The 26,290-nt window shown below is 65.4% G+C and carries 26 protein-coding genes; 8 read left to right on the forward strand and 18 right to left on the reverse strand.

Going from position 1 to position 26,290, the window contains the following annotated elements:
- From atpA to AB0T83_RS05165, 3 genes are all read right to left on the reverse strand, one after another.
- Window positions 1–1,539, reverse strand: coding sequence for a F0F1 ATP synthase subunit alpha (gene atpA, locus AB0T83_RS05155; RefSeq protein ID WP_366191980.1), 1,539 nt, complete (start codon window positions 1,537–1,539; stop codon window positions 1–3).
- A complete protein-coding gene (locus tag AB0T83_RS05160; protein WP_366191981.1) occupies window positions 1,539–2,099 on the reverse strand; it encodes a F0F1 ATP synthase subunit delta in 561 nt (186 codons plus the stop codon). Before AB0T83_RS05160 ends, atpA begins: the two co-directional genes overlap by 1 nt.
- 307 nt (window positions 2,100–2,406) lie before the next feature.
- Entirely contained in the window at window positions 2,407–3,168 is a 762-nt protein-coding gene (locus AB0T83_RS05165; protein WP_366191982.1) for a class I SAM-dependent methyltransferase, read from the reverse strand.
- 63 nt (window positions 3,169–3,231) lie between these two features.
- Here AB0T83_RS05165 and gloB point away from each other — a divergent pair, with 63 nt between their 5' ends.
- Window positions 3,232–3,999, forward strand: a complete 768-nt coding sequence (gloB, locus tag AB0T83_RS05170) for a hydroxyacylglutathione hydrolase (RefSeq protein WP_366191983.1) — start codon at window positions 3,232–3,234, stop codon at window positions 3,997–3,999.
- 161 nt (window positions 4,000–4,160) lie between these two features.
- On the forward strand, window positions 4,161–6,488 hold the full coding sequence (clpA, locus tag AB0T83_RS05175) for an ATP-dependent Clp protease ATP-binding subunit ClpA (protein ID WP_366191984.1): 2,328 nt from the start codon (window positions 4,161–4,163) through the stop codon (window positions 6,486–6,488).
- A gap of 115 nt (window positions 6,489–6,603) precedes the next feature.
- On the opposite strand, the gene AB0T83_RS05180 is transcribed toward clpA, so the two are convergent.
- From AB0T83_RS05180 to AB0T83_RS05190, 3 genes are all read right to left on the reverse strand, one after another.
- Window positions 6,604–8,454, reverse strand: a complete 1,851-nt coding sequence (locus AB0T83_RS05180) for a peptidoglycan -binding protein (protein WP_366191985.1) — start codon at window positions 8,452–8,454, stop codon at window positions 6,604–6,606.
- 3 nt (window positions 8,455–8,457) lie between these two features.
- Complete coding sequence (locus AB0T83_RS05185) at window positions 8,458–9,654, reverse strand: biopolymer transporter ExbB (RefSeq protein ID WP_366191986.1); 1,197 nt, start codon at window positions 9,652–9,654, stop codon at window positions 8,458–8,460.
- Between the two features lie 63 nt (window positions 9,655–9,717).
- A complete protein-coding gene (locus AB0T83_RS05190) occupies window positions 9,718–10,299 on the reverse strand; it encodes a gamma-glutamylcyclotransferase (RefSeq protein ID WP_366191987.1) in 582 nt (193 codons plus the stop codon).
- Window positions 10,300–10,363: 64 nt separating this feature from the next.
- On the opposite strand from AB0T83_RS05190, the gene AB0T83_RS05195 reads away from it, so the two are divergent.
- Entirely contained in the window at window positions 10,364–11,368 is a 1,005-nt protein-coding gene (locus AB0T83_RS05195) for a DUF2125 domain-containing protein (RefSeq protein ID WP_366191988.1), read from the forward strand.
- A gap of 1 nt (window position 11,369) precedes the next feature.
- Here AB0T83_RS05195 and AB0T83_RS05200 read toward each other — a convergent pair whose 3' ends face one another.
- From AB0T83_RS05200 to AB0T83_RS05220, 5 genes are all read right to left on the reverse strand, one after another.
- Window positions 11,370–12,077 carry an extensin-like domain-containing protein gene (locus AB0T83_RS05200; RefSeq protein ID WP_366191989.1) on the reverse strand — a complete coding sequence of 236 codons (708 nt, stop codon included), beginning with the start codon at window positions 12,075–12,077 and terminating at the stop codon, window positions 11,370–11,372.
- Window positions 12,074–12,991, reverse strand: coding sequence for a prephenate/arogenate dehydrogenase family protein (locus AB0T83_RS05205; protein WP_366191990.1), 918 nt, complete (start codon window positions 12,989–12,991; stop codon window positions 12,074–12,076). Before AB0T83_RS05205 ends, AB0T83_RS05200 begins: the two co-directional genes overlap by 4 nt.
- Window positions 12,988–14,076 (reverse strand): histidinol-phosphate transaminase, encoded by a 1,089-nt coding sequence (hisC, locus tag AB0T83_RS05210; RefSeq protein ID WP_366191991.1) that lies wholly within the window; start codon window positions 14,074–14,076, stop codon window positions 12,988–12,990. The genes AB0T83_RS05205 and hisC overlap by 4 nt, the downstream gene beginning before the upstream one ends.
- A gap of 140 nt (window positions 14,077–14,216) precedes the next feature.
- Window positions 14,217–14,837, reverse strand: a complete 621-nt coding sequence (gene rpsD / locus AB0T83_RS05215; RefSeq protein WP_366191992.1) for a 30S ribosomal protein S4 — start codon at window positions 14,835–14,837, stop codon at window positions 14,217–14,219.
- Window positions 14,838–15,006: 169 nt separating this feature from the next.
- Entirely contained in the window at window positions 15,007–15,861 is an 855-nt protein-coding gene (locus AB0T83_RS05220; RefSeq protein ID WP_435891141.1) for a flagellar motor protein MotB, read from the reverse strand.
- Between the two features lie 82 nt (window positions 15,862–15,943).
- On the opposite strand from AB0T83_RS05220, the gene AB0T83_RS05225 reads away from it, so the two are divergent.
- Complete coding sequence (locus tag AB0T83_RS05225; RefSeq protein ID WP_366191994.1) at window positions 15,944–16,510, forward strand: gamma-glutamylcyclotransferase family protein; 567 nt, start codon at window positions 15,944–15,946, stop codon at window positions 16,508–16,510.
- Between the two features lie 15 nt (window positions 16,511–16,525).
- Here AB0T83_RS05225 and AB0T83_RS05230 read toward each other — a convergent pair whose 3' ends face one another.
- The 3 genes from AB0T83_RS05230 to AB0T83_RS05240 all read right to left on the reverse strand — a co-directional run bounded on the left by AB0T83_RS05230 (window position 16,526) and on the right by AB0T83_RS05240 (window position 19,829).
- Window positions 16,526–17,866 carry an MATE family efflux transporter gene (locus tag AB0T83_RS05230; RefSeq protein WP_366192072.1) on the reverse strand — a complete coding sequence of 447 codons (1,341 nt, stop codon included), beginning with the start codon at window positions 17,864–17,866 and terminating at the stop codon, window positions 16,526–16,528.
- Between the two features lie 165 nt (window positions 17,867–18,031).
- Window positions 18,032–19,351 carry a glutamate--tRNA ligase gene (gene gltX / locus AB0T83_RS05235; RefSeq protein WP_366191995.1) on the reverse strand — a complete coding sequence of 440 codons (1,320 nt, stop codon included), beginning with the start codon at window positions 19,349–19,351 and terminating at the stop codon, window positions 18,032–18,034.
- A 61-nt stretch (window positions 19,352–19,412) separates the two neighbouring features.
- Window positions 19,413–19,829, reverse strand: a complete 417-nt coding sequence (locus AB0T83_RS05240) for a DUF1801 domain-containing protein (RefSeq protein WP_366191996.1) — start codon at window positions 19,827–19,829, stop codon at window positions 19,413–19,415.
- Window positions 19,830–19,916: 87 nt separating this feature from the next.
- Between AB0T83_RS05240 and AB0T83_RS05245 the strand changes: the two genes are divergently transcribed.
- From AB0T83_RS05245 to AB0T83_RS05255, 3 genes are all read left to right on the forward strand, one after another.
- On the forward strand, window positions 19,917–20,327 hold the full coding sequence (locus AB0T83_RS05245) for a metallopeptidase family protein (RefSeq protein ID WP_366191997.1): 411 nt from the start codon (window positions 19,917–19,919) through the stop codon (window positions 20,325–20,327).
- A gap of 86 nt (window positions 20,328–20,413) precedes the next feature.
- On the forward strand, window positions 20,414–21,331 hold the full coding sequence (locus AB0T83_RS05250) for an MBL fold metallo-hydrolase (RefSeq protein ID WP_366191998.1): 918 nt from the start codon (window positions 20,414–20,416) through the stop codon (window positions 21,329–21,331).
- Between the two features lie 113 nt (window positions 21,332–21,444).
- Entirely contained in the window at window positions 21,445–22,395 is a 951-nt protein-coding gene (locus AB0T83_RS05255; RefSeq protein WP_366191999.1) for an endonuclease/exonuclease/phosphatase family protein, read from the forward strand.
- A 229-nt stretch (window positions 22,396–22,624) separates the two neighbouring features.
- Here the strand turns inward: AB0T83_RS05255 and hemF are convergent, their stop codons facing one another.
- Window positions 22,625–23,515 (reverse strand): oxygen-dependent coproporphyrinogen oxidase, encoded by an 891-nt coding sequence (hemF, locus tag AB0T83_RS05260; RefSeq protein WP_366192000.1) that lies wholly within the window; start codon window positions 23,513–23,515, stop codon window positions 22,625–22,627.
- Between the two features lie 119 nt (window positions 23,516–23,634).
- On the opposite strand from hemF, the gene AB0T83_RS05265 reads away from it, so the two are divergent.
- A complete protein-coding gene (locus tag AB0T83_RS05265; protein WP_366192001.1) occupies window positions 23,635–24,009 on the forward strand; it encodes a hypothetical protein in 375 nt (124 codons plus the stop codon).
- A gap of 2 nt (window positions 24,010–24,011) precedes the next feature.
- Here AB0T83_RS05265 and AB0T83_RS05270 read toward each other — a convergent pair whose 3' ends face one another.
- From AB0T83_RS05270 to clpS, 3 genes are read right to left on the reverse strand one after another with little or no spacing between them, the layout of a single operon-like run.
- Window positions 24,012–24,827 (reverse strand): SDR family NAD(P)-dependent oxidoreductase, encoded by an 816-nt coding sequence (locus tag AB0T83_RS05270; protein ID WP_366192002.1) that lies wholly within the window; start codon window positions 24,825–24,827, stop codon window positions 24,012–24,014.
- On the reverse strand, window positions 24,824–25,834 hold the full coding sequence (locus tag AB0T83_RS05275; RefSeq protein WP_366192003.1) for a class I SAM-dependent methyltransferase: 1,011 nt from the start codon (window positions 25,832–25,834) through the stop codon (window positions 24,824–24,826). Before AB0T83_RS05275 ends, AB0T83_RS05270 begins: the two co-directional genes overlap by 4 nt.
- Before the next feature lie 18 nt (window positions 25,835–25,852).
- Window positions 25,853–26,221 carry an ATP-dependent Clp protease adapter ClpS gene (gene clpS / locus AB0T83_RS05280; RefSeq protein WP_193139521.1) on the reverse strand — a complete coding sequence of 123 codons (369 nt, stop codon included), beginning with the start codon at window positions 26,219–26,221 and terminating at the stop codon, window positions 25,853–25,855.
- Window positions 26,222–26,290 lie beyond the last annotated feature (69 nt).

Genomic DNA, 26,290 nt, shown 5'->3' on the forward strand with positions numbered 1-26,290 from the left:
TCAAGCGAAGCTAGCAGCGAATTCGTCGAGCGCAGCCTTGATCTTGTCTTCCAGCTCACCTTTGACCTTGCGGTCATTCTCGGTGATGTCGGCCAGCAGGTCCGATTTCTGGTTCCGCAGGAAGGCCAGCAGCCCCTGCTCGAAGCGGCCCACGTCAGAGACCGCGATCTTGTCCAGGTAACCCTTGGTGCCGGCAAAGATGACGCAGACGATTTCCGCGTTGGTCAGCGGCGAATACTGGGATTGCTTCATCAGCTCGGTCAGACGGGCACCCCGGTTCAGCAGGCGCTGGGTCGCGGCGTCCAGGTCGGAACCGAACTGGGCGAAGGCGGCCATTTCGCGGTACTGCGCAAGTTCCAGTTTCACCGGGCCGGCAACCGATTTCATCGCGTCGGTCTGGGCCGAAGAGCCCACACGCGACACCGACAGACCGGTGTTCACGGCCGGGCGGATGCCCTGGAAGAACAATTCGGTTTCCAGGAAGATCTGGCCGTCGGTGATCGAGATCACGTTGGTCGGAATGAAGGCCGACACGTCGCCGCCCTGGGTTTCGATGATCGGCAGCGCGGTCAGCGAGCCGGCACCGTGATCCTCGTTCAGCTTGGCAGACCGCTCAAGCAGGCGGGAGTGCAGGTAGAAAACGTCGCCCGGATAGGCTTCACGTCCCGGCGGACGGCGCAGCAGCAGCGACATCTGGCGGTAGGCGACGGCCTGTTTGGACAGGTCATCGTAGATGATCAGCGCGTGGCGGCCGTTGTCGCGGAAGTATTCCGCCATGGCGGTCGCGGCGTAAGGCGCCAGGAACTGCATCGGCGCGGGGTCCGACGCGGTGGCGGCGACGACGATCGTGTAGTCGATGGCGCCGGTTTCTTCCAGCTTCTTCACCAGCTGTGCCACGGTCGAACGCTTCTGGCCGACGGCAACATAGATGCAGTACAGCTTCTTGCTTTCGTCGTCGCCAGCAGCGTCGTTGTAGACTTTCTGATTCAGGATGGTGTCCAGCGCCACGGCCGTCTTGCCGGTCTGACGGTCACCAATGATCAGTTCCCGCTGGCCGCGGCCGATCGGGATCATGGCGTCAACCGACTTCAGGCCGGTGGCCATCGGTTCGTGCACCGATTTGCGCGGGATGATGCCCGGCGCTTTCTGGTCGGCAACGCGACGCTCGGTGGTTTCGATCGCACCCTTGCCGTCAATCGGGTTGCCCAGACCATCGACAACGCGGCCCAGCAGAGCTTCGCCTGCAGGGACGTCCACGATGGCGTTGGTCCGCTTGACCGTGTCGCCTTCCTTGATGTCCTGGTCTGTCCCGAAGATCACGACGCCGACGTTGTCGCTTTCCAGGTTCAGGGCCATCCCGCGGATACCGCCCGGGAACTCGACCATCTCGCCGGCCTGGATATTGTCCAGACCGTAAACGCGCGCGATGCCGTCGCCGACACTCAGCACGCGGCCTACCTCGGCAACTTCTGCTTCCTGTCCGAAGTTCTTGATCTGCTCCTTAAGGATCGCAGAGATTTCGGCTGCCTGGATTCCCATTATCCGACCTCTTTCATTGCATTCTGGAGGTTTGCGAGCTTGGCCGCGATCGACGTGTCGATCATCCGCGAGCCCACCTTGACTACAAGACCGCCGATGAGGCTCTCATCCACGGTCGCCTTGATCTTGATATCCTTGCCGATCTTCGCCTTCAGCGTTTCTGCAAGGCGTGCTGCCTGCGCGTCGGTCAGCGCGGCTGCCGATTTCACATCGGCGGTCACTTCGCCTTTTTCCTCGGCGATCATCTCGTGCAGGGCGGCGATCAGCTGCGGCAGCACGAACAGACGGCGTTTCGACGCCATCAGGGCCAGCGTGTTGCTGGTCAGAATCGACAGACCCATTTTCCCGGCAAGCGCCACGATGGCATCCTGCTGTTCCTGGCGCGCGTACAGCGGCGACCGCACCATGGCCCCGAACTCGGCACTTTCGCCAAGGGCGGCGCCCAGGGCGTCCGCGTCGGTTTCAAGGGCCGCAAGCTGGCCTTCTTCTTTTGCCAGATCAAACATGGCAGTGGCATAGCGCTCGGCAATGCCTGAGGAGATCGAAGCTGGTTCGGACACGTCCACCCTTTCGATGTCATTGGCCGGAACTCACCCGCAGGCGGCACCGGTCGGGGCCTGTGGCTCGTGTGCTCACGCAGCCGTCAAAATCAGCGCGGGTGTAGCAAAGCAGGTATTCGCAGGCAACAGCGCAACATGGCTCAGATGACGGTGCAAAGCCAGAAAATAAGGGGGTTTGGGCAGGTGCGACGGTTTGTGCAATGCATGTAAACCAGACATGTCATTTCCCGGCCAGCCCGATTGCCCGCTTCTGTCCCGTTTTCGAGACCTTGATTCTCATAATTATATTCTCGAATACCGCGCCGAGTCAGTCCGGGGCGGAGCGCGTCGCCACCGGGCGCGCCGGGGTCATGCCGCCCAGCACCCGGATCGGATCGGGCAGCACGTCGCGCACCGCATTGCCGGTGGGGCGGAAGACTTCCTTGCAGGCCTCGACCATCAGGACACCGCCGGCATAGCGATTGGACAGGCTTTGCCCCACCCGCTCGCAGAACGGCCCGGCCTTCAGCCAGAACCGCTTGTGTGAGGGCGGCTGGAACAGGGCCACCTCGTGGCGCTCGGCCGAGAACCCGTGACGCTTCATCTGCGCTTCCAGTTGGCCCAGGCTGTAGGGGCGGCCATAGCCGAAGGGCGTCTGATCCGAGCGCGCCCAGATCCCCGCCCGGTTCGGAACGATGAACAGGATGCGCCCGCCTGGCCCCAGGACGCGGCTGCATTCGTCCAGCAGTGCCGAAGGATTTTCCGAGGTTTCCAGCCCATGCATCAGCACCAGCTTGTCGACCATGCCGGTGGGCAGCGGCCAGCGCGCGTCCTCGCACAGCACCGAGACATTGGGCATCCCCGCGGGCCAGGGCATCACCCCCTGCGGCCCCGGCATCAGGCCGATCACCCGCCGCGCCTCCGGCAGATAGGGACGCAGCAGCGGCACGGCAAAGCCGAAGCCCGCCACGGTCTGGCCCTTGGCCTCGGGCCAGATTTCCAGAACCCGGTTGCGGATCGCGCGTTGGGCTGCCCGGCCCAGACGGGTCCGGTAGTAGAAGGTTTTCAGGTCCTGCACATCAAGATGCATTGCACAGCTCCATCCGCAGGGCGTAGCGTCGAGGAAACCTTACCGCATCATTGCAGGAACACCATGCCCCTTGAACTCGTCACCGTGCCCTGTCTGTCCGACAACTATGCCTACATCCTTCACGATGCGGACAGCGGGGATACGGCGGTGGCGGATGTGCCCGACGCCGCGCCGATCGAGGCCGCGCTGAAAAATCTCGGTTGGTCGCTGAGCCATATTCTGGTGACCCATCATCACAACGATCACATCGGCGGGGTCGAGGCGCTGCGCGCCGCCACGGGCGCCAGGGTCGTCGGGGCCGCCGCCGATGCCAGCCGCCTGCCCCGACTCGACATTGCCGTCAGTCCGGGCGATACGCTGGCGTTCGGCACCGACACACTCCAGATCCTGGATGTCTCCGGCCATACGATCGGGCATATCGCCTATTTTTTCAGCAACGCCCACGTTCTGCTGTCCGGTGACAGCCTGATGGCCCTGGGCTGCGGGCGCCTGTTCGAAGGCACGCCAGCGCAGATGCACGCCAGCCTGATGCGCATGGCCGCCCTGCCCGACGACACGAAAATCTGTTCGGGACATGAATATACGCAGGCCAACGCGCGCTTCGCGCTGACCGTGGATCCGGACAATCCAGACCTGAAGGCTCGTGCAGAAAAGGTGGATCGGCTGCGCAAGGACGGTCATCCCACGGTTCCCAGCACTTTGGCCGAAGAAAAAGCCACCAACCCGTTTCTGCGCGCCGACGACCCGGACATCCGCCGCAGACTGGGGATGGAAACGGCAACAAACACTGAGGTTTTCGCCGAGATTCGCGCCCGCAAGGATCGCTTCTAAGGGGGCGGTTAGGGCCCTTCGCACGGCCCGGAAACACAGGTCGGTGCCAATAGGTTGAAGAAAAAACACTTGAAGACGCTGTCAGAAAACCAAAACTTAAACCTGTGAGCCCACGGTCGAAGCGGGTTCCCCTTCGACCCAATGTGAAAGGAGCACGCCACGTGCCGTCGTTTTCCAACACACTAGAGCAGGCAATTCATGCGGCACTGGCCATGGCCAACACCCGCCGCCACGAACTGGCGACCCTTGAGCATCTGCTGCTCGCCCTGATCGACGAACCCAATGCCGCCAAGGTCATGCAGGCCTGCGGCGTTGATCTGGATGTTCTAAAATCCACCCTTGAATCCTTCATCGAGGAGGAACTGACCTCGCTTGTGACCGATGTGGAAGGGTCCGAAGCCGTGCCCACCGCCGCGTTCCAGCGGGTGATCCAGCGCGCCGCGATCCATGTGCAGTCCTCGGGCCGCACTGAAGTGACCGGCGCCAACGTGCTGGTGGCGATCTTCGCCGAGCGCGAAAGCAACGCTGCCTTCTTCCTTCAGGAACAGGACATGACCCGCTATGACGCGGTGAATTTCATCGCCCATGGCGTCGCCAAGGATCCCAGCTATGGCGAAGCGCGCCCGGTGACAGGGGCCAGCGACTATGAAGAAGAGGCCGCGCAAGCCGCCCCAGAGGCCGAAGCCAAGGATTCCGCGCTGGCGAAATACTGCGTCGACCTGAACGCGAAATCAGCCAAGGGCGATGTCGATCCGCTGATCGGCCGCGAACAGGAGGTCGAACGGTGCATCCAGGTGCTCTGCCGCCGCCGCAAGAACAACCCGCTGCTGGTGGGCGACCCTGGCGTCGGCAAGACCGCCATCGCCGAGGGGCTGGCGCGCAAGATCGTGCAGGGCGAAACCCCCGAAGTGCTGTCCGGCGCCACCATCTATTCGCTCGACATGGGGGCGCTGCTGGCCGGCACACGCTATCGCGGCGATTTCGAGGAACGGCTCAAGGCGGTGGTGTCGGAACTGGAAGACCATCCCGACGCGGTGCTGTTCATCGACGAGATCCATACGGTGATCGGCGCCGGCGCCACTTCGGGTGGCGCGATGGATGCCTCCAACCTGCTGAAACCGGCGCTGCAGGGCGGCAAGCTGCGCTGCATGGGCTCCACCACCTACAAGGAATTCCGCCAGCATTTTGAAAAGGACCGCGCGCTGAGCCGCCGGTTCCAGAAGATCGACGTGTCGGAGCCTTCGGTGGAAGACACCGTGAAGATCCTCAAGGGCCTGAAGCCTTACTTCGAGGAGCATCACGAGATCAAATACACCAGCGATGCGATCCGCACCGCGGTAGAACTTTCGGCGCGCTACATCAACGACCGGAAACTGCCGGACAAGGCCATCGACGTGATCGACGAGGCTGGTGCCGCCCAGCATCTGGTCGCCGAAAGCCGCCGCCGAAAGACCATCGGCGCGAAAGAGATCGAGGCCGTCGTTGCCAAGATCGCCCGCATCCCGCCCAAGAACGTCTCGAAGGACGATGCCGAGGTGTTGCGCGATCTGGAAACCACCCTCAAGCGCGTGGTCTTCGGTCAGGACGAGGCCATCGTGGCCCTTTCCTCGGCGATCAAGCTGGCCCGTGCCGGTCTGCGCGAGCCCGAGAAACCCATCGGCAACTACCTGTTCGCCGGCCCCACCGGCGTCGGCAAGACCGAGGTCGCGCGGCAACTGGCCGACAGCCTGGGCGTCGAACTGCTGCGTTTCGACATGTCGGAATACATGGAGAAGCATGCGGTCAGCCGCCTGATCGGTGCCCCGCCGGGCTATGTCGGCTTCGACCAGGGCGGCATGCTGACCGACGGCATCGACCAGCACCCGCATTGCGTGCTGCTGCTGGACGAGATCGAGAAGGCGCACCCGGATGTCTACAACATCCTTCTGCAGGTGATGGACCACGGCAAGCTGACCGACCACAACGGCCGGCAGGTGGATTTTTCGAACGTGATCCTGATCATGACCTCGAACGCCGGGGCCGCCGAACAGGCCAAGGCCGCCATCGGTTTCGGCCGCGACCGGCGCGAGGGCGAGGATACCGCCGCCATCGAACGCACCTTCACGCCGGAATTCCGCAACCGGCTGGATGCGGTGATCAGCTTCCGTCCGCTGCCGCAGGAGGTCATCCTGCAGGTGGTCGAGAAGTTCGTGCTGCAGCTTGAAGCTCAGCTCATGGATCGCAATGTCACCATCGAGCTGTCTCCGGCGGCAACCGCATGGCTGGCCGAGAAAGGCTATGACGACAAGATGGGCGCCCGCCCGCTGGGCCGCGTGATCCAGGAATACATCAAGAAGCCGCTGGCCGAGGAACTGCTCTTCGGCAAGCTGGCCAAGGGCGGCGTGGTCCATGTGACGGTGGAAGACGGCGCGCTGAAACTGACCAGCGAGCCGCCGGAAAGAGCGCGCCTGTCCAACAACAAGCGCCCGCCTCTGCTGACTGCTGACTGATCCAAGTTGCCCTTCGACACAAAAACCCCCGCCATCGCGCGGGGGTTTTTCATTGCGGGGGACAGGTTCGGGTCATCGGGTGGGCGACCAATTGGGTCGCACTGACGGGGGTCACCTACCGCTCTGTCAGCTTCAACTCGATCCGCCGGTTGCGCGCCCGCGCCTCGGGCGTGTCGCGCGGATCGACGGGCTGGTATTCGCCGAACCCGGTGGCGGCCAGGCGCTGGGGCGGAAACCCGAAGGCATCGACCATGAAGCGCACCACCGACAGCGCCCGCGCCTGGCTCAGTTCCCAGTTGTCCTGATAGCTGCCGCCCGAAATCGGGATGTTGTCGGTGTGCCCATCGACCCGGATCACCCAGTTGATTTCGGGCGGGATGATCGCGGCCACGTCCTGCAGCAGTTGGGCGATCTTGGCAATCTCGCCACGCCCCTCGGTGGACAGTACCGCCGAGCCGGAGGCAAACAGCACCTCGGACGAGAACACGAAGCGATCCCCGACAACCCGGACGCCTTCCTGATCCCCCAACAGATCCTTCAGAAGGCCGAAGAACTCGGACCGGTAGTTCTCAAGCTCTTTCTTCTCGGCCTCGACCCGCGCCCGCTCTGCCGCTTCCAGTTGCGCCGCGCGCAGGGCCTCGGCTTTGGCCCGTTTGGCCTCGGTGGCGGCCTGCGCCAGCGCCGCGTTCAGACGCCCGCCCAGGTTTTCCAATTGGATCTGCGCGGCGCTGTCGCGCGCCTCGGCGTCATCCAGAAGCGCCTGCAGATTGCCCAATTGATCCTGAAGGCCGGTCAACTGGGCGTTCAGCAAGGCCAAACGCCGCTGATCCGCAGTCGAGACCTCTTCCATCTCGGTGATCTGGCCACGCGCCTGCGCCAGCAACCGTGCCTGACGTTCGGTCTCGCTGAGCAGCGCCTCGGCCCCGGCTTCCGCCACGGCCCGCGCCGCCAGAGCAGCGGCCAGCTTGTCGCGCAGATCCTCCTGGCTTTCGCCAGCCCGGTCCAGTTCGGCGCGCAGCGCCTCCAGCGCCGCCTCGGCGGTGTCCAGCGCCCCGGCATTCTCCTGCCCCTGCAGCAGGGCAGCGGCAAGCTGCGCCTCAAGATCGTCGCGGGCTTCCCGAGCGGCGGCCAGAAGGGTCAGGGTCTCTTCCGCCTCCTTGCGCTGCGCCTCCAGCGACAGGGTCATGGCGGTCAGTTCCGCGTCCGAGTTGCGCAGCCGCTCCCGCAGCGCCTCGGCCGCCGCGACCTCGGCCAGACGGGCGGCTTCTTCTTCACTCAGGGCGGTTTGCGTTTCGGCCAGATCTTCAGCCAGGGCGGCCCGCTGCGCTTCGGTCAGCTCCAGTTGTACGGCCGTATCCTCGGTCTCGCGGCGCAGATCGGCGACCAGGGCCTCCAGCGCCTCGCGCCGGGCCGCGGCCAGACGGGCGGCTTCCTCTCCGGCGTCGACCTCTTGCCGGGCGGCGGCCAGTGCCAGTTCCAGCGCATCGCGGCGGTCATCCAGCGCGTCAACCTCGCCTTCCAGATCCCCGATGCGCTGTTGATCCGAGGCGCGATCGGCAAGCAGCGCGGCCACCTGCGCCTCGTAGTCGGATATCGCCGAACGCGCCTGCGCGATGACGCTGTTGCGCCGTTCGATTTCCGTGGACAGCGTGTCGATCAGCCGGGCCTGGAATTCCTCGTTGGTCTCGGCCTCCTGCAACTCCAGTCCCAGCTCGGCAAGGTCTTCCTCCAGCGCGAAACTGCGCTGCTGCTCGGTTCCCAGAGCAACGGCCAGTTGGTCCAGTTCTCGCGACAGCCGGTCAAGCTGGCTTTCCTGCCCGGTGATGGTTTCGGTCTGGATCGACTGCACCACCATGAAAATGGTCAGCACGAAGATCAGCACCAGCAGCAGCGCCGTCATCGCATCGACGAAGCCGGGCCAGATGTTGGCCTCGAACCGACGTCCGCTGCGGCGGCTCAGCGCCATGAATCAGCGCCCCGCCCCATTGGGATCGGCAGCAATCTCGATCACGCGGGTCAGCCGCGCCAGATCGCGGCGCAACTCGGTGGTGCTTTCCTGCCGTCCGGCGGTGAGTTCTTCCAGGATCTTCAGAAGCTGCACGTCGATGGAGCGCAGGCGCGAGCGGGTCTCGGCCTCCAGCGCGTCCTTCTCGCCGGCGGGCTTGGCGGTGACCGTGTTGATCGCCTCGATCAGGTTTTCCTGCCCCTGGGCAATACGGTTCAGCGCCGAGGTCATATGGGCGTCTTCGGACACACGCGTCGCCAGCTTCTCGACCGAGGCCGCGATCTCGCCTAGCCGGGCATCCACCGCCGCGCGGCTCTGGTCGCTTTCGATGAAGGTGGTGTTGAGCGCGTCGAACTGCTCGGTCATCTGGTCCATCAGCGTGGCCAGCATCGAGTTTTCGGCGCTCATCTCGCCGTCGCTGTCACCGGCCGAGAATCCGACGCGGGTGATGGTCGACAGCCATTCCTCAAGCTCGCGGTAAAACCGGTTCTGCCCGTGGCCGGCGAACAGCTCCAGAAGCCCCACCACCAGCGAGCCCGCCAGCCCCAGCAGCGACGAGGCAAAGGCGGTGCCCATACCGCCCAACTGCTGTTCCAGACCACCGATCAGGCGCCCGAAAACCTCGGTCGAGCTTTCCGTTTCCGAAGGCGCCAGCGAGCGGATGGTGTCCACCACCGCCGGGATCGTCGTGGCCAGACCATAGAAGGTGCCCAGAAGGCCCAGGAAAATCAGAAGGTTGACGATATAGCGCGTGATGTCGCGCGCCTCGTCCAGCCGGGTGGCGACGGAATCGAGGATCGAACGCGCCGAGGACGCCCCGATCTGCATCCGCGCCCCGCGCGTCCGCAGCAAAGCCGCCAGCGGCGCCAGCATGCGCGGCGGGCGCTGGATGTCGAAACCGGGACGGTCGCGGGCAAAATCCTGGATCCAATGCGCCGCCGAGAACAATTGCGCCACCTGCCAGAAACAGGCGGCAACGCCGACCACGAAGACCACACCGATGGTACCATTCAGCCACGGGTTGGCGGCAAACACCGGCGAGACCCGTGGATAGGCCACGTAGACGCCGACGCCAAAGGCCGCCATCACGATCAGCATCGACAGAATCTGGCGCACCGGCTGGGAAAACTGCGCCCTGACCTCCCGCGTTGTGATCGCCATATTCCCGCCTCTTTCCTTGGTGTTGTGCAGCATAGGAAGCCGCCGTCTGACTGCCAACCGGTTTTAAGTGCCCGTGGTTGCGCGCAATTCCGCCACGCGCGCCTCCAGCCAGTCCAGTTCCGGGTCGCGCAGGCCCAATTCGCGCAGATGGCTCGCGGTGTTGGTCAGATACTCGTGGTTGGGACCGCGCCCGCCGACAGCCCGGGCGATGACCTGTGCCTGTTCTTCCAGCGGCAGTGCGCCGCAATACTGCACGTGGTCGGGGTCGATCACATAGGTCACGGCCTTCTCCACGCGGCCGTCGCGCAGGCGGATCTCAAGGTGCTTTTCCAGGTAGGCCGACGAGATCAATTCCCGCGCGCGCAGCTCGTCCAGGGTTTGCGCGGCATGATCGGGATCCACGCGGAAAGCCACCCCGGCGCAGGTGGCCGCGGTGCCCTTGTCCAGCGCCAGCACCAGCCCCGGCGCCGCCTCGGTGCCGCGATGGTGGATCGAGCGCATGCAAAACGACCGGTGATAGCCGTCCAGATCCGCCAGCACCCGCTCGGCCACCGGAAAGCCGGGGTTCCACACCAGCGAGCCATAGCCGAAGACCCAGAACGGCGTCGGGGGTTCGGCAAGCAGGATGGCGGCGGTGTTGATCATGGTCTGGCCCTTCCGGTTCGCGTCGTTGTAAACACACAAGCAACTGTGCGGAAAAGGGCTGCCAATGCGAATTCTTCTGATCGTGGTTATTTTGGCAGCCGCCGCCTGGGCGGGATACTGGGTGCTGGGCAGCCGATCCGTGGAGCGCGGGTTGCAAGGCTGGTTTGCCGCGCGCGAGGCCGAAGGCTGGTCGGTGCATGTGGATGGCATCGACACCGTCGGCTTTCCCAGCCGTTTCGACACCACCCTGACGGCGCTGGACATCGCCGACCCCGAAACCGGCGTGGCCTGGTCGGCGCCGTTCTTCCAGATCCTCGCGCTCAGCTACAAGCCGCACCACGTCATCGCCGTCTGGCCCGACCGTCAGCGGCTGGCGACGCCGAACCAGAAGATCGACATCACCAGCGAGACCCTGCGTGGATCTGTTGTGTTTGAACCGGGGCCGTCGCTGGCGCTGGACCGCAGCACGGTTGAGTTTTCGCGCATCGGGCTGGCCTCGACCGCCGATTGGCGCGCGGCGCTGGATGGCGGGCAACTGGCGCTGCGGCGCACGCCGCTGGCCGAGAACTCCTATGATCTGTCGTTTGAGGCCCGCGACCTGACCCTGCCAACGCGTCTGACCGAGATGCTGGCCCGCACGGGGCTGGGCAGCGATACGGCGCAGGGCGTGCGGCTGGAGGCCAGCGTCGTCTTCGACCGCCCCTGGGATCGCTTCGCCATCGAGGATCGCCGCCCGCAGCCCACGAAAATCGACCTGAAACTGGCCAGTGCCACCTGGGGCGAGCTGGATCTGAAGCTTGCCGGCGAGCTGGACGTGGACGCGCGCGGCCTGCCCACCGGCGAGATCACGGTGAAGGCCACCAACTGGCGCGAGATGCTGGATCTGGCAGAGCATTCCGGCCTTTTGGCGCCGCAGATCCGCCCGCTGATGGAGCGCGGATTGCAGACCCTGGCCGGGCTTTCAGGCAACAAGAAGACGCTGGATCTGCCGCTGACTTTCCGCGACGGGCAGGTCGTGCTGGGCGGGTTCCTGCCCGTGGGTCCGGCGCCGGTGCTGCGCCTGCGCTAGGCTACTTGCAGTAGGGTCCGCTGCGGTAGCGCGCGGTGTCCAGATGGAAATGGTCACGGTGATGGCGGTTGGCGCGCGGCCCCAACACGGTGCCGAATGGTCCGCAGGCGGCCTTCAGCGCGGCTTTCAGCGCCGGGCCGTGAGCCTTGCTGGGCCATCCCGACTGCACCGAAACATATGTGCCATCGGCCAGGGTGAAGCCGCCGATGTCCACCGCGCGGCCCTTGCCGTGTTCGGACACTTTCGCGCCCTTCTGGTTGTTGCGGGTGCGGCAGGCGTAATGGCCGTAGATCTGCACTTCGGCCAGGCCGCCGCCGGTGTCGCCGATCAGCGGTTTGACCGCCTGATCGACCCAGGCCGCCAGCGCCCGCGCCGTAGGGCAGTCGATGCGGGTCGGTTGCGACAGGGGCACGCCGTAGACCGCCGTGACCTCGACCCCGTTCTTCAGGCCACAGCCCTTGCGGGCGCCCTTGATCGGCGCGATGGGTTTGCCTTCGATGCCCGTTGCGCCGCAGAGTTTCGGCCCCTTGCCGAACAGTTTGGACAGGCCTTTCGGGGCGGCCACACCAATGGCCTGCACCAGCACATCGCCAACCGGGGCCTTGGGGCGCGGCTCCGGCGCCGGGCTGTTGCGTGGCGCATTGGCCAGCCCCCCCTGGGTCGCGAGCAGGAGCAGCAGCCCCGCCAATCCCGCGACCCGGCGGCTCACTTGCTGCCCCCGCGGCCAAAGTCCGGCGCATCCGTGTCCTGCCCGGCCTCGATGATGCCGCGACGGATGGCGCGCGTGCGGGTGAAATAGTCGAACAGCTCTTCCCCCTCGCCGGTGCGGATGGCACGTTGCAGGGCGAACAGCTCTTCGGTGAAGCGGCCGAGGATTTCCAGCGTGGCATCCTTGTTGTTCAGGAACACGTCGCGCCACATGGTCGGGTCCGAGGCCGCGATGCGGGTGAAGTCCCGGAAACCGGCCGCCGAGTATTTCACCACCTCGCTGTCGGTCACCCGGCGCAGATCATCGGCCACACCGACCATCGTATAGGCGATCAGATGCGGCACATGGCTGGTGACGGCCAGCACCAGATCATGGTGATCGGCGTCCATTTCCTCGACGTTCGCGCCCATGCCTTCCCACAACGCCCGCAGTCGGGCGGTGGCGGCGGGATCGGTGCCCTCGACCGGCACCAACAGACACCAGCGGTTGTCGTAAAGCTCGGCAAAGCCTGATCGTGGCCCCGAATGCTCGGTCCCGGCCAGCGGGTGCGCGGGGATGAAATGCACGCCCTCGGGGATAAGCGGGGCCACCGCGTCGATGACCGCGCGCTTGACCGAGCCGACATCCGACACCGTGGCGCCGGGTTTCAGGTGCGGCGCAATCTCGGCCGCCACCGCGCCCATGGCCCCCACCGGCACGCAGAGCACCACCAGGTCGGCGTCTTTCACGGCTTCGGCGGCGGTGTCGGTGACGCGGTCGCACAACCCGTCCAGACGGGCGATCTGCCGGGTTTCGGGCGAGCGGGCGGTGCCCACGATCTCTCTGGCCAGACCGCGCCGCCGCATGGCATGCACCATCGACGAGGCGATCAGCCCCAGCCCGATCAGGGCGACGCGGTTGTAGATGACGCTCATGCCGACCCGTCCTTGAAGGCCGCAACCGCTGCCACCACGCGTTGGCAGGCGGCCTCGTCCCCGATGGTGATACGCAGGCATTCGGGCAGGCCATAGCCCGCCACCCCGCGCACGATCAGCCCGGCGGCTTGCAGCGCGGCGTTGCAGGCCTGCGCCTCCTCGGCATCGGCGAAGCGGGCAAGGATGAAATTGCCGAACGACGAGTCCGACGGCACCCCCAGCTTGTCCAGTTCCGCCGCCAGCCACGCCCGCAGGCGGGTATTTTCCGACAGGCTGAACGCGGTGTGGTCGTCATCGTCCAGCGCCGCGACCGCCGCCTTGATCTGCACCTGCGAGACGTTGAACGGCCCGCGCACCCGGTTCAGCGCATCGATAACATGCGCTGGCCCATAGCCCCAGCCTACGCGCAGCCCGCCAAGCCCGTAAAGCTTGGAAAAGGTGCGGGTCATGACCACGTTGTCGAACTGGTCCACCAGCCCGGCGCCGCCGTCGAACCCATCGACGAATTCGGCATAGGCCCCGTCGATCACCAGCAGCACATGGCCCGGCAGACTTTCGGCCAGACGCCGCAACCCCTGCCCGCCGACCATGGTGCCGGTGGGGTTGTTGGGGTCGGCCACGAACAGGATGCGGGTGCGATCGGTCACCGCCGCCAGCAGCGCGTCCACGTCCGAGGTGCGGTTGCGCTCGGGCGCGGCGACCGGCGTGGCGCCCGCGGCCAGTGCCGAGATCTTGTACATGGCAAAGCCGTGTTCGGAATACAGAACCTCGTCACCCGGCCCGGCATAGGTCTGGCACAGGAACGAGATGATCTCGTCGCTGCCCGCACCGCAGATGATGCGATCCGCCTCTAGCCCGAACTTGTCGGCAATCGCCCGGCGCAATTCGATGTGATCCCCCGGCGGATAGCGGTGCGCGGTCACACAGGCCTCCTGCGCGGCTTTCACCGCGGCCGGGGACGGACCGAAGGGATTCTCGTTGGACGAGAGTTTCACCACATCGGCCACCCCTTCCACCTTGTCGGCACCGCCCTTGTAGGGGGCGATTTCCAGAATGCCGGGCTGGGGGACGATCTGCTGGGTCATGGCGCTCTCCGTTTGCGCTGTTCTAACCACGGCTGCGGGCCAAGGCCAGCCGCCAAAATGACAGGGGTACGAGGCCCCGAAAAACGAAAAAGGCCGCCCCGGTTTCCCGGCGCGGCCTTTCGAATGGATACGGTCGGAACTTAGTTCTGAGCGTAGTATTCGATCACCAGGTTCGGTTCCATGTGGACCGGGTACGGCACGTCGCCCAGACCGGGGGTGCGCACGAAGGTGGCGGTCATCTTCGAATGATCCGCTTCGATATAGTCGGGCACGTCACGCTCGGCCAGTTGAACAGCTTCCAGCACGACGGCGAGTTGCTTGGACTTCTGGCGCACCTCGACCACATCGCCTTCCTTGACGCGATAGGACGGGATGTTGACGCGCTTGCCGTTCACGGTGACATGGCCGTGGTTCACGAACTGGCGGGCGGCGAAAACGGTCGGCACGAACTTGGCGCGGTAGACGACGGCGTCCAGACGGCGCTCCAGCAGGCCGATCAGGTTTTCACCGGTGTCGCCCTTCACACGCTCGGCTTCGGCGTAGATGCGGCGGAATTGCTTTTCGGTCATGTCGCCGTAGTAGCCCTTGAGCTTCTGCTTGGCGCGCAGCTGCAGACCGAAGTCCGACATCTTGCCCTTGCGGCGCTGACCGTGCTGGCCCGGCCCGTATTCGCGGCGGTTCACCGGCGACTTGGGACGGCCCCAGATGTTTTCGCCCATGCGGCGGTCGATCTTGTACTTGGCAGACGTGCGTTTGGTCACGGCTGATCTCCTTCTTTGGGCCCTTGCGGGCGTGAAGGGCGTTGTCCTATGCCTTGCGGCCGACAGGCATCCCCTTGCGGGGGCCACCAACACCAATTGTTCCGCAGCAAGCGGAGAGCGCCGTTTAGGGCGGCTTGAATGGGGAGTCAAGCCGCCCCCCGCGCGAAACTCAGAAGGTCGAGCGCAGCACGGTGATCTCGACCCGGCTGTTGCGCAGATCCATGCGGTTGTCCAGCACCGGCTGGCTGTCGCCATAGCCGGTGACGCGCTGGATCCGCGCCGGATCCAGCCCGGCCTTTTCGATCAGCTTGCGCGCCGCCAGCGCCCGGTCGGTCGACCGGTCCCAGACCGGGTTGTCGGCCAGCACCACGGGGCGCGCGGCCAGATGCGCGGCGACCGAGACATCGTTGGTGACAAGCTGGATCAGCGCCGTGACCTGCCGCAGCAAGGCCTTGAGTTGCGGCGTCGGCGCATCGTCATCGCCAAACAGCCGCGACTCGGGCAGTTCCCAGATTTCAAACACCAGCCCGGCGTCGGACAGCCGCGTCACCACATGGCGTTGTTCCAGCAGGCGCGCCATGCTTTCGCCGCCGCGCAGCTTGAGCGTTTCCAGCAGGTCCTCGGACTCGGGCGGGACCACATTGGTCTGGTCCTGCACGCGGGTCTCGCGGCTGCCCAGCCCGGTTTCCCCCTTTGCCTGATGCTGATCGGTCGGCTGCAGGTTGGCCGCGCCATTGCCGTTCTGGGCCAGTTCCTCGGTCGAGAACACGCTGTCGCCGTAGAAGGATCCGTCGCCGCCGCCCGAGACGCGGTTGATCGGAATCGTCGGCGAAAAGTAGTCCGCCAATCCCTTGCGCTGTTTTTCCGTGGTGGCATTGAGCAGCCACATCAGCAGGAAAAAGGCCATCATCGCGGTCACGAAATCCGCATAGGCCACTTTCCATGCACCGCCGTGGTGGCCGCCCTCTACCACCACCTTCTTGCGCTTGATTACAATCGGGGCCAGAGACTCATCTGACATCACACACCTCACATTCACCCGATGAAAGAGATAGCATCCGGCGGGTGAAGGCAGGATTAATCGCCACAGGAGGCCCGCGCCGCCCATGCACCAGCAGTATTTCTTCGGTTACGGATCGCTGGTGAACCAGCGCACGCACAGCTATCCCGAAGGCCGCCCGGCGCGGCTGAAGGGCTGGCGGCGGATGTGGTGCCACACCGAGGCTTCGGACCAGGTGTTCCTGTCGGCCCATCCGGTGACCGGCGGCACCATCGACGGGCTGATCGCACAGGTGCCGGGGCAGGACTGGCACGCGCTGGATCATCGCGAAACCGGGTATCTGCGCCAGCCGGTGACCGATCAATTGGACCACGATCATCCCGCACAGCCGCATGTGCAGGTCTACGCCATCCCCCGCGACCGGCATCTGTCCGAGACCGGCGGGCATATCCTGCTGAGCTATCTCGATGTGGTGGTGCAGGGCTTCCTGCAGACCTATGGCCCCGATGGCGTGGCCGGGTTCTTCGACAGCACCGACGGCTGGGATCGCGTGGTGCTGGATGATCGCGCAGCACCGCGCTATCCGCGTCACCAGCAGTTGACGCCTTCGGAAACCGCGCTGGTCAACGGCTATCTGGACCGGTTGCCGGTGCGGGTCCGGCGGACGGACTAGCGACGGGGTCCGCCCTTAGCGCCGCCCGTAGAACAGCTGGATCAGGCGGCGTTGCTGGCGAAAACCGGTGTCATCTTTGGGTGGTTTGCCCGGACGGTGCGAGATCAGCCGCAGGGTCAACCAGATCGACAGCCCGGCAAAGACCACACCCCCCGCCGCCTGCCCGATCAGCACCCCCGGTGCGCCTGCGATGGCCGCCCCCACGATCACGAAGGGGATGGTGCCCAGCGTGTGGCGGCCCCAGTTCATCGCCGTGGACAGGAACGGCCGCCCGGTGTTGTTGAAGGCGGCATTCGACACGAACAGCGCCCCGTTGAAGAAGAACACCAATGCCAGCGGGCCGCAGAACAGATAGATCAGGATGCGGCTGTCCCCCTCGGCCCGGAACAGATCGGCGATGGGCACACGCAGGACGAACAGCAGGGCGGTCATCCCCAGCACGAACAGCGCGGTGAACAGCAGCCCGTCGAGATAGGCCCGCCGCACCCGCGCCGGGTTGCCCGCCCCGAAGTTCTGCCCGATCACCGGGCCGACCGCGCCGGACAGAGCAAAGATCACCCCGAAGGCCACCGGGATCAGGCGGCTGATGACAGCCATGCCCGCCACCGCGTCCTCTCCGAACTGCGCCATGGAGCGCGTGACATAGGCCTGCCCCACGGGGGTGGCCAGTTGCGTCAGAATTGCCGGCAGCGCGATGGCGAGGATGGCGCGGAAATCCCGGCGCAAGTCGGCGGCACCGGGCCAGGCCAGCCCGCCGTGGTGCCGAAAGATCGGGCGCAGGGCAAAGAAGGCCATCGCGGCGCGGGCGGCAACGCTGGCCAGCGCGGCCCCGGTCAGATCCAGCCCCAGCCCGAAGATCAGCAGCGGATCCAGGGCGGCGTTGACCGCCCCGCCGATCACCGTGGCCTGCATCGACCGACGGGCATCGCCATGGGCGCGCAGGATCGCACCGCCGACCATGCCGATCAGCAGCAGGGGCAAGCTGGGGATGATGATGCGCAGGTAACCCACCGCCAGATCCTGCGTGGCGCCGCTGGCCCCCACCAGCCGCACCAGTGCCGGCAGGTTGACCCAGACCACGGCGGCGAACAGCGCCCCGAACAGCACACCGTAGACCAGCGTCGTGGCGGCCTTTTGCCGGGCGGCCTCGACCGCGCCGGCACCAAGGGCGCGGGCCACCAGCGCCCCGGCGGCGATGGCCATGCCGATGCCGAAAGAGGATGTGAAGAACAGCAGCGCCCCGGCATAACCGATGGCGGCGGCCAGTTCATCGCGCCCCAGCATCGAGATGAAGATCATGTCGACAAAATCGACGATGAACACCGCCATCAGCCCGACAGAGGCGGTCAACGACATCACCGAGATGTGCCGGAACAGGTTGCCGGACAGAAATTTGGCTCTCTGGTTCACATCCGCTCTCCACACCGCCAGCGCGCCCCGTGTCCCCACAGAGTGCGGTTTTCCCTTCCGGTGGTGTGTTACGCAACCGGGACGCTTCTTCCGCCCCGGCCCCCACCGGATCTATTGCTTCGGCAGCGCCCGCATCAGCGGCAGGAAATCCGCCATTTCCGGTCCCCGCGCCCGCCCGGTCAGCGCCTTGCGCAGCGGCATGAACAGCCCCTTGCCCTTGCGCCCGGTCTCGGCCTTCACCGCGTCGGTCCAGCTTTTCCAGGTGGTGGCGTCGAAGGGCAGCGGCGGCAGCAGGGCCATCGCCTGCGCCACGAAGTCCGCGTCTTCCTCGGCCACATCCGGGGTCGCACCTTCGGACAGGATCTGCCACCAGCCGGCCAGGTCGGCGCGGGTGGTGATGTTGTCGCGGATCACCTCCCAGAATTGCGGTGCCAGATCGTCGGGCACGCCCGCGGCGGCCACATCTGCGGCGGCGGCCTCATAGGGCAGCGCGCCCAGATAGCGGGCGGTCAGCGGGAACAGGTCTTCGACGTCGAACTTGGTGGGGGCGGCGCCGAAATGGGTGATGTCGAATCCCTCGATCAACTCGTCCAGCGAGGTCCGAAGCTCCACCGGGTCCGACGAGCCCAGCCGTGCCATCAGCGACAGCAGCGCCATCGGCTCCACCCCCTGCTCGCGCAGATCGCGTAGGGCCAGCGTGCCCAGACGTTTCGACAGCGCCTCGCCCTGCGGGCCGGTCAGCAGCGAATGGTGGGCAAAGCTGGGCACGGTGCCGCCAAGCGCCTCGATGATCTGGATCTGGGTGGCGGTGTTGGTCACATGGTCCGAACCGCGCACCACATGGGTCACGCCCATCTCGGTGTCATCCACCACCGACGCCAGCGTATAGAGCACCTGCCCGTCGCCCCGGATCAGCACCGGGTCCGAGACCGAGGCCGCGTCGATCGACAAGTCGCCGAGGATCTGGTCCTCCCATTCGATCCGGGTCTGGTTCAGCAGGAACCGCCAATGGCCGCCACGCTCGGCCCGCAGCGCCTGTTTCTCGGCTTCCGACAGGTTCAGCGCCGAACGGTCATAGACCGGCGGCTTGCCCATGTTCAGCTGCTTCTTGCGTTTGAGATCCAGTTCGGTGGGCGTCTCGAAGCATTCATAGAACCGCCCCATTTCGCGCAGTTTGTCAGCGGCCTCGGCATAGCGGTCCAGACGCTGCGACTGGCGCTCAACCCGGTCCCAGGTCAGGCCCAGCCATTCCAGGTCTTCCTTGATGGCATCGACATAGGCTTCCTTCGACCGCTCGGGATCGGTGTCGTCGATGCGCAGGATGAAGGTGCCGCCGGATTTGCGGGCGATCATGTAGTTGAACAGCGCGGTGCGCAGGTTGCCAACGTGGATATAGCCCGTGGGCGAGGGCGCGAAACGGGTGGTGGTCATGTGAATCTCCTGTCGGCGTTTCGTGTTCCACACCGCAGGGATTTTGTCGAGAGGCGGCGCCTCAGGTCGGCTGGATTGGCCAGCGCGTCGCCAGATCCTTCAGCCCGGCGCGGATCAGGCGGCGCAGGGCGTCCTCGTTCACACCGCTCAACCGGCCCAGGTACAGGCAGGACTTGCCCAGCTTGTGACGGCCCAGATCGTCCAGGATATCGGCGAACTCGCCATAGCCCGGCATGATATAGACCACCATGTTGGCCTTGCGCGGGGCAAACCCCGTGGCCAGCGTCTGACCGCTGTGGCCGGTGGCATAGGTGTAGTCGTAGCGCCCGTAGCCGATGATCGAGGTGCCCCAGAGCACCGGCTTGAACCCGGTTTCCTCGCGAAAGATCCGGTCCAGCAGGACGGCATCCTCGCGCCGGCCGGCAGGTTCCACCCGCGCCAGATATTCGGTCACATCCGCATCGCTGGGCTGTGTCATGTTGGTTCCCATGGGGACAATCATATCATGCGTCCGCAATTGGGCCGAGGGCTTTCCCCCCGGCCCGCCAGCGGTCATACCTTGGCCATGACGCAGGAATGGACCGGGGCCGTCGCGCCCAGCCTTGAGCAGATCGAAACCATGGGCCGGGCGGCGCTGGAGGCCCTGCCCGCCGCCTATCGCGCGGCGGCCCGCGACGTGCTGCTGCGGGTCGAGGATTTCGCCGACGACGCCATGCTGGACGGTGTGGGCCTTCAAGACCCGTTCGAGCTGACGGGCCTTTATGACGGCGTGCCCCTGACCGAGAAATCGGTCAGCGATCAGCCCTATGGCCCGGACATGATCTGGCTGTTCCGGCGCCCGATCCTGGACGAGTGGGTGGCGCGCGGCAACGTGGCGCTGGATCATCTGGTGGCGCATGTGGTGGTGCATGAACTGGCCCATCATCTGGGCTGGTCGGATGCGGACATCGCCCGTGTGGATCGCTGGTGGGAGTAACACGTCTCACGAGAGAGTGATCACGCTCGAAAGCAATTCCGGGGCAGCTACTTCTTCGTGAGTGTTCGTTCAACAGGGAGACCAAGATGACCCGCTTCACCCGCCGCCAGGCTCTTTCCACGGTTGCCGCCGTCCCTCTCGCCGCCGGAATGGCGCGGCCGGCCCTTGCCGCCCCAGACAAGCAAGGCGCGGCAACCCCGTCGTTCAACCGTGTCACGCTGGGGGATTTCGAAGTCACCACCATCGCCGCCGGGGCCGCGGTGCGCGAAGACCCGCAAAGCATCTTCGGCATGAATGTCGATGCCGAAGCCTTTCAGGAAGTCTCGGACCAGAACTTTCTGCCCACCGACAAGCTGGTCATTCCCTTCACCCCGACCGTCGTGAACACTGGCGGCGAGTTGATCCTGTTCGACACCGGCCTGAACCCCGAAGGCACAACCGGGCTGCTGGCCCAGGCCGGGATTTCGGCAGATCAAGTGGACACTGTGGTTCTGACCCACATGCACGGCGATCACATCGGCGGCCTGTCCACCGACGGTGCGCCCACCTACGCCAACGCGAAGATCATCACCGGCGCGGTCGAGCACAATTACTGGTCCGGAGCGGACAACGACACCTTCAACAGCAAGGTCGCGCCGCTGAATGACCAGATTTCGTTCCTCGACGATGGTGGCAGTGTGGCCTCGGGCGTTACCGCCATGTCGGCCTTCGGCCATACGCCGGGACATATGATTTACATTATCGAAAGCGGCGGCAAGCAGTTGGCGATCTTTGCAGATACCGCAAACCACTATGTTTGGTCGCTGGGCTATCCCGACTGGGAAGTGCGGTTCGACATGGACAAGGCCGCGGCTGCCGCCACCCGGCGCAAGGTGTTGTCGATGCTGGCCACCGACAAGATCCCGTTCATCGGCTATCACATGCCCTTCCCCGGCATGGGCTATGTGGAAACCCGTGGCGACGGCTTTCGCTATGTGCCGGTCAGCTACCAGATGATGCTGTAACCCCCCCGGCGGGACGCGGCGGGTTCCCCCCCCCGCCGCGTTGCGGCATCGCGGGGCTGTCCAAGCGGCGGGCGATTCACTAGGCTGCGCGCGTCCCGGTTGGATTGGTAATCATGTCTCAAGTTCTGCGCGGCACCTTCATCGGTCTCTGCCTGCCTTTCGCCCTCCCGCTGCCGGTTCTGGCGGTGCTGTTCCAGTTCATGCCGAACGGCGACCCCTTGGGCAGCTTTGCCCGGATCCTTGAACATATGGCGCCGCAGATCCTGGCGGTGTGCCTTGTTCCGGCACTGCTGCTGTGGCTCTTGCGGGCGCGTGTCCTGAGCCTGCTCAGTCTTGCGCTGATCCTTGGCGGCGGCGGCCTGCTGGCGACGCAACACATCCAGACCTCGACGCCGCTGCACGCCGAACTTGAGCCGGATTTCTCGGTGGTCTGGTTCAACGCCCTGTTCGACAACCCGGTCCCGCCCGAGGCCATTGCGGACGAATTGCGCGCCACCCTGCCCGATGTGGCCGTTCTGGCCGAGGCCACGCAACTGGAGGACATGATCGCCGACCTGTCGGATGTCTTCCCCTATCGTCTGGGCTGTCTGGAGGTCTGCGAGGTGGTGATCCTGTCGCGCCATCCCTTCCTTGTGCGGGCGGTGCGCAATCCCGGTCCGGTGTGGCGCGAACGGATGCTGGTCGTGGACGTGCTGCCGCCCGGTCAGGACGGGCCCGTCAAGGTCGTGGCACTGCACATGGTCAAGCCGTGGTATTTCGGGATTACCGAGTTGGAGACCCAGTTGGTGACCGCCCGCCTGCGCCGCTATACCGGGCCGACCGTGGTGGTGGGCGATTTCAACGCCGCGCCGTGGAGCGAGCGGATGCGGTTCATCCGAAAGCGCAGCGGGCTGGAAGGCATCCGCTGGCCGATGGCGACCTGGCCGGCGGCGGCGGGATGGGCCGGGGTGCCGATCGATCACGTGCTGGTCAAGAACGGCCCGCAGGTGGTGGCGGTGACGCCCTGGGGCGCGGCACTGGGGTCGGACCATCGCGGGCTTCTGGTGGACATCGCCCTGCCCTGACGCGGCCTGTCACGCCTATCCCAAAGGATAGCGCCCCTGTCCGGTTGCCGATCGACCTATGCCAAGGGGCACGGGCAGAATGGCTGCGGGATGCCCATCTATCTGGTGTATCGCCAAGGCCAGTTCCCGGCCGGAAACGACGCCTCGCGCCGGTCTCCTGACCTCTCCCTCCTCCCCCGGCGCGGGATCGAAAGACCCCCGCTCCCTCCCGGGGGTCTTTCCATTTCTGTCAGACCCATTTGGCCAGCGGCGGCAGGCTCATCAGCACGGCGTTGGCATCATGGCCGGTGGCCAGCCCGAACTTGGTGCCCCGGTCGTAGACCAGGTTGTATTCCGCATATAGCCCGCGATGGATCAGCTGCGCATCCTTGTCGGCCTCGCACCAGCCGGTGTTCAGGCGGGCGCGGGTCACCGGCAGGAAGGCCGGCAGGAAAGCGCGGCCCACGTCGCGGGTGAAGGCGAAATCCGCGTCCCAGTCGCCGGTGTTCAGATCGTCGAAGAAGATGCCGCCCACGCCGCGCGCCCGGCCCCGATGCGGGACGAAGAAATACTCGTCCGCCCAGGCCTTGAAGCGCGGATAATAGTCCGGATCATGCGCGGCACAGGCGCCTTCCAGCACCTTGTGGAACGCCGCCGTGTCTTCCCCGTACTCGATGCAGGGGTTCAGATCGGCACCGCCGCCGAACCACCATGCGTTCGGGGTCCAGAACATGCGGGTGTTCATGTGCACCGCCGGGGTATGCGGGTTCTGCATGTGGGCTACAAGACTGATCCCCGACGCCCAGAACCGCGGATCGGCCTCGATCCCCGGCACTCCGCGCGCTGCCATCGACGCCTGCGCCTGCTCGCCCAATGTGCCATGGACGGTAGAGACATTGACGCCGACCTTCTCGAACACCCGCCCACCGCGCATCACCGACATCAGCCCGCCGCCAGCATCGGCGCCATCGTCACCGGCGCGGGTGGTGGTCGTGACCTCGAACCGACCGGCGGGAAGATCGGCGGTCGGCCCTTGCAGCGGGCTGTCCTCCAGCCCCTCGAAGGCGGTGACGATCTGGTCGCGCAACTCGCGGAACCAGGCGCTGGCGCGGGCTTTCCGGGCATCGAAACTGTCGGTCATGGCGGTCTCCTTCTCTGGACCAATGCCCTAGCAAGTCCCGGCGCGGTTCACCATTCCCTCGAAGCCGTGAATTGCCATGTGTCGCACGGGCCTGCTATCGATGGGCGGATGAGGCGCCCATGCGATTTGTGATGATCCCGGTTCTTTTGTTTCTGGCGGCCTGTGGCACGCCCGAGCAGCGCTGCGTGCGCCAATACACCGGCGAGGTTGCCACGGTGGAACGCCTGATTCAGGAAACCGAGTTGAACCTGACGCGCGGCTATACTTACGTGCTGGAACCGTCGCCGTTCAACTTCTACTGGGGCGGTTGCACCGGGGGCTGGGATGGCTTCAATTTCTGCGGCTACAACCAGCCGCAGTATCGCCGCAAGGCGGTAGCCATCGACCCGGCGTCCGAGCAACGGAAACTGCAGGATCTGCAACAGAAGCTTGCGCAACTGAAATCACAGGCCCGACCGGTGCTGGAAGCCTGCGGTGTAACCGTCGTCGACTGAGGTCAGTGCGCGGGCGCCGTCACCGGATCAACCAGGGTGCGGCCGCCGTCCACGGTCAGGATCTGCCCGGTCATGAAGCCCGAGCCTTCGCTGGCTAGGAATTGCACGGTCTCGGCCACTTCCGACGGGTTGGCGATGCGCGACAGCGGCGTGTGATCGACGATCTCGCTGCGGTAATCGACATTGTCGCGCAGCGTGTGCTTCAGGCTGGACGACATCACCGAGCCGAACGCCACCGAATTAACCCGGATCCGGTGCGGTGCCAGTGCCACCGCGTGTGAGCGCGTCAATTGATCCAGCGCCGCCGTCGACACCGAGAACGCCAGAAGCTGCGGATGGGTCCGCCGCGCCGCAATGGATGACAGGTTGATGATCGACCCCACGGGCCGGTCGTCGTCGATGCCCTCGTTGGCCTCGGCCTGCGCGATCATCCGCTTGGCCGCGATCTGGGTCAGGCGCAGGCTGGTCATCAGGTTCTGCTGCAATTGCTGCTCGACCACGTCATCCAGATCCAGAATGTCGGCATCGGTGGCGTGCACCTGCCGAGAGGCATTCACAAGGATGTCGAGCCGGTCGAAACTGTCCAGCGTCGCCGACATCAGGTTGTTCAGCGTCAGCCGCTCGCGCAGATCTCCGGCGAAATAGGCGATCTTCTCATTGTCCGCCTCGTCGGACAATTCTTCCTTCAGGCGGGTTTCGTCTATGTCCGCGAACATCACATTGGCCCCGGCGCGGGACAGGTGGCGCGCAATAGCAAAGCCGATGCCATGGGCGGCACCGGTGACGATGGCAGTCTTGCCTTCGACGGAAAAACTCATGATCGGCCTTTCTTGCCTGTCCGCCGCGGTTTCTCGGCGCGCAGCAGCTTGAAGGAACGGGTTCCTTCCAACACATGGACCGCGGAAAACCGCAGATCCAGTTCCGCTTCATAGGGCAAATGCCGGTTCGCAACCAGCCACAGCTTGCCATGGGGCGCAAGGGCACGGGCGGCCGCCGCGATGAACGCCCGGCCCAGTCCCGGATCGCCGCTGCGTCCAGTGTGGAACGGCGGGTTCATCACCACGGCATCCAGCGGTGCCTCGGGCTGCCAAGCGGTGGCATCAGCCCAATGGAACGAGGCACGCGGGTCGGTGATGTTCTGACGGGCCGCGCTGAGTGCGATATGGTCGGCCTCGACCAGATCCAGATGGGTGACCGCGTCGTGTTGCAGGATCTGGCGGGCCAGATAGCCCCATCCCGCCCCAAGATCGCCTACGCGGCCCTTCAGCACCGGCAGCGCCTGCGCCAGCAGTTCCGACGCCGGATCGATGCCATCGGCCGAAAACACCCCCGGTCCGGTCACGAAATCACCCGCGCGCAGATCCGGGGCGCGCCAGTCGTCGAAACGGTCGGCGCCAACCCGGCCCCAGAACAGACGGCCATGCGCCTTGGTAAAACTGTCGGAACTGTCCAGACGGCTCCGGCAGGCCTTGAACAGCGAATCCACCCCGTCGGTCTTGGCGCCATCCACCAGCAGCCATCCGCCTGTGGGCAGGCTGGCCGCGGCCTCGGCGATCCACATCTGGGCGCGGGCGCGGGCGCGCGGCAGGGTGACGATAGCCAGATCCGCTGCCTGCCCCATGGGCAGCACCGGATGCGTGGTAATCCCGGCCTCGGCCAGATGGCCCGCCACCGGTTGCAGCGGCTGAATTGCGGTCACGGTCCCAAACGCCAGATCCTGCGCCGCCTCGGGCGCAGGCATGCCGAACCAGACCACGCGTGCGGTGTCGGCCCATTCGGGCAGCAGACCCTGCGTCAGGGCCAGCGAGAGGCGGCTGTCAGACATGGGGACCCGGCGCGCCGGTCATTCCCGTTCCATGGTGCATTGCAGCGGATGCTGGTGGCGGCGCGCGAAATCCATCACCTGCCCGACCTTGGTCTCGGCGATCTCGAAAGAAAACACGCCGACCACGGCCAGGCCCTTCTTGTGCACCGTCAGCATCAGTTCGAAGGCCTGACTGTGGGTCATGCCGAAAAATCGCTCAAGCACATGGACGACGAACTCCATCGGGGTGTAGTCGTCGTTCAGGATCAGCACCTTGTAAAGCGGCGGCCGTTTCGTCCGGTTCCGGGTCTGGGTGATGATCCCGGTGTCCCCGTCGGTCCCGTCGTCGTCATCGGCTGAAAGGATCAACGGATAATCTTGCAATTCGAGACTCCAGCGGTTTCTCATCGAGCGCGTGCGGTCACCATATAATCGCGGTTGGGTCCCTGAAAAGGGGGCGCCGCGGGGCGGTCGGTC

This window comes from Meridianimarinicoccus marinus (assembly GCF_040689105.1).
GTDB classification, from domain to species: domain Bacteria; phylum Pseudomonadota; class Alphaproteobacteria; order Rhodobacterales; family Rhodobacteraceae; genus Meridianimarinicoccus; species Meridianimarinicoccus marinus.

Excerpts from the sequence above, each read along its gene's own strand:
- AB0T83_RS05165 (WP_366191982.1), bottom strand. The coding sequence starts at position 3,168 with ATGCATCTTGATGTGCAGGACCTGAAAACCTTCTACTACCGGACCCGT.
- AB0T83_RS05265 (WP_366192001.1), top strand. The coding sequence starts at position 23,635 with ATGCGATTTGTGATGATCCCGGTTCTTTTGTTTCTGGCGGCCTGTGGC.
- AB0T83_RS05180 (WP_366191985.1), bottom strand. The coding sequence starts at position 8,454 with ATGGCGCTGAGCCGCCGCAGCGGACGTCGGTTCGAGGCCAACATCTGG.
- AB0T83_RS05255 (WP_366191999.1), top strand. The coding sequence starts at position 21,445 with ATGTCTCAAGTTCTGCGCGGCACCTTCATCGGTCTCTGCCTGCCTTTC.
- AB0T83_RS05250 (WP_366191998.1), top strand. The coding sequence starts at position 20,414 with ATGACCCGCTTCACCCGCCGCCAGGCTCTTTCCACGGTTGCCGCCGTC.
- hemF (WP_366192000.1), bottom strand. The coding sequence starts at position 23,515 with ATGACCGACAGTTTCGATGCCCGGAAAGCCCGCGCCAGCGCCTGGTTC.
- AB0T83_RS05195 (WP_366191988.1), top strand. The coding sequence starts at position 10,364 with ATGCGAATTCTTCTGATCGTGGTTATTTTGGCAGCCGCCGCCTGGGCG.
- atpA (WP_366191980.1), bottom strand. The coding sequence starts at position 1,539 with ATGGGAATCCAGGCAGCCGAAATCTCTGCGATCCTTAAGGAGCAGATC.
- AB0T83_RS05240 (WP_366191996.1), bottom strand. The coding sequence starts at position 19,829 with ATGACACAGCCCAGCGATGCGGATGTGACCGAATATCTGGCGCGGGTG.
- AB0T83_RS05225 (WP_366191994.1), top strand. The coding sequence starts at position 15,944 with ATGCACCAGCAGTATTTCTTCGGTTACGGATCGCTGGTGAACCAGCGC.
- AB0T83_RS05190 (WP_366191987.1), bottom strand. The coding sequence starts at position 10,299 with ATGATCAACACCGCCGCCATCCTGCTTGCCGAACCCCCGACGCCGTTC.
- gltX (WP_366191995.1), bottom strand. The coding sequence starts at position 19,351 with ATGACCACCACCCGTTTCGCGCCCTCGCCCACGGGCTATATCCACGTT.
- AB0T83_RS05185 (WP_366191986.1), bottom strand. The coding sequence starts at position 9,654 with ATGGCGATCACAACGCGGGAGGTCAGGGCGCAGTTTTCCCAGCCGGTG.
- hisC (WP_366191991.1), bottom strand. The coding sequence starts at position 14,076 with ATGACCCAGCAGATCGTCCCCCAGCCCGGCATTCTGGAAATCGCCCCC.
- gloB (WP_366191983.1), top strand. The coding sequence starts at position 3,232 with ATGCCCCTTGAACTCGTCACCGTGCCCTGTCTGTCCGACAACTATGCC.
- AB0T83_RS05230 (WP_366192072.1), bottom strand. The coding sequence starts at position 17,866 with ATGTCGTTGACCGCCTCTGTCGGGCTGATGGCGGTGTTCATCGTCGAT.
- AB0T83_RS05270 (WP_366192002.1), bottom strand. The coding sequence starts at position 24,827 with ATGAGTTTTTCCGTCGAAGGCAAGACTGCCATCGTCACCGGTGCCGCC.
- AB0T83_RS05275 (WP_366192003.1), bottom strand. The coding sequence starts at position 25,834 with ATGTCTGACAGCCGCCTCTCGCTGGCCCTGACGCAGGGTCTGCTGCCC.
- AB0T83_RS05245 (WP_366191997.1), top strand. The coding sequence starts at position 19,917 with ATGACGCAGGAATGGACCGGGGCCGTCGCGCCCAGCCTTGAGCAGATC.
- AB0T83_RS05205 (WP_366191990.1), bottom strand. The coding sequence starts at position 12,991 with ATGAGCGTCATCTACAACCGCGTCGCCCTGATCGGGCTGGGGCTGATC.
- clpS (WP_193139521.1), bottom strand. The coding sequence starts at position 26,221 with ATGAGAAACCGCTGGAGTCTCGAATTGCAAGATTATCCGTTGATCCTT.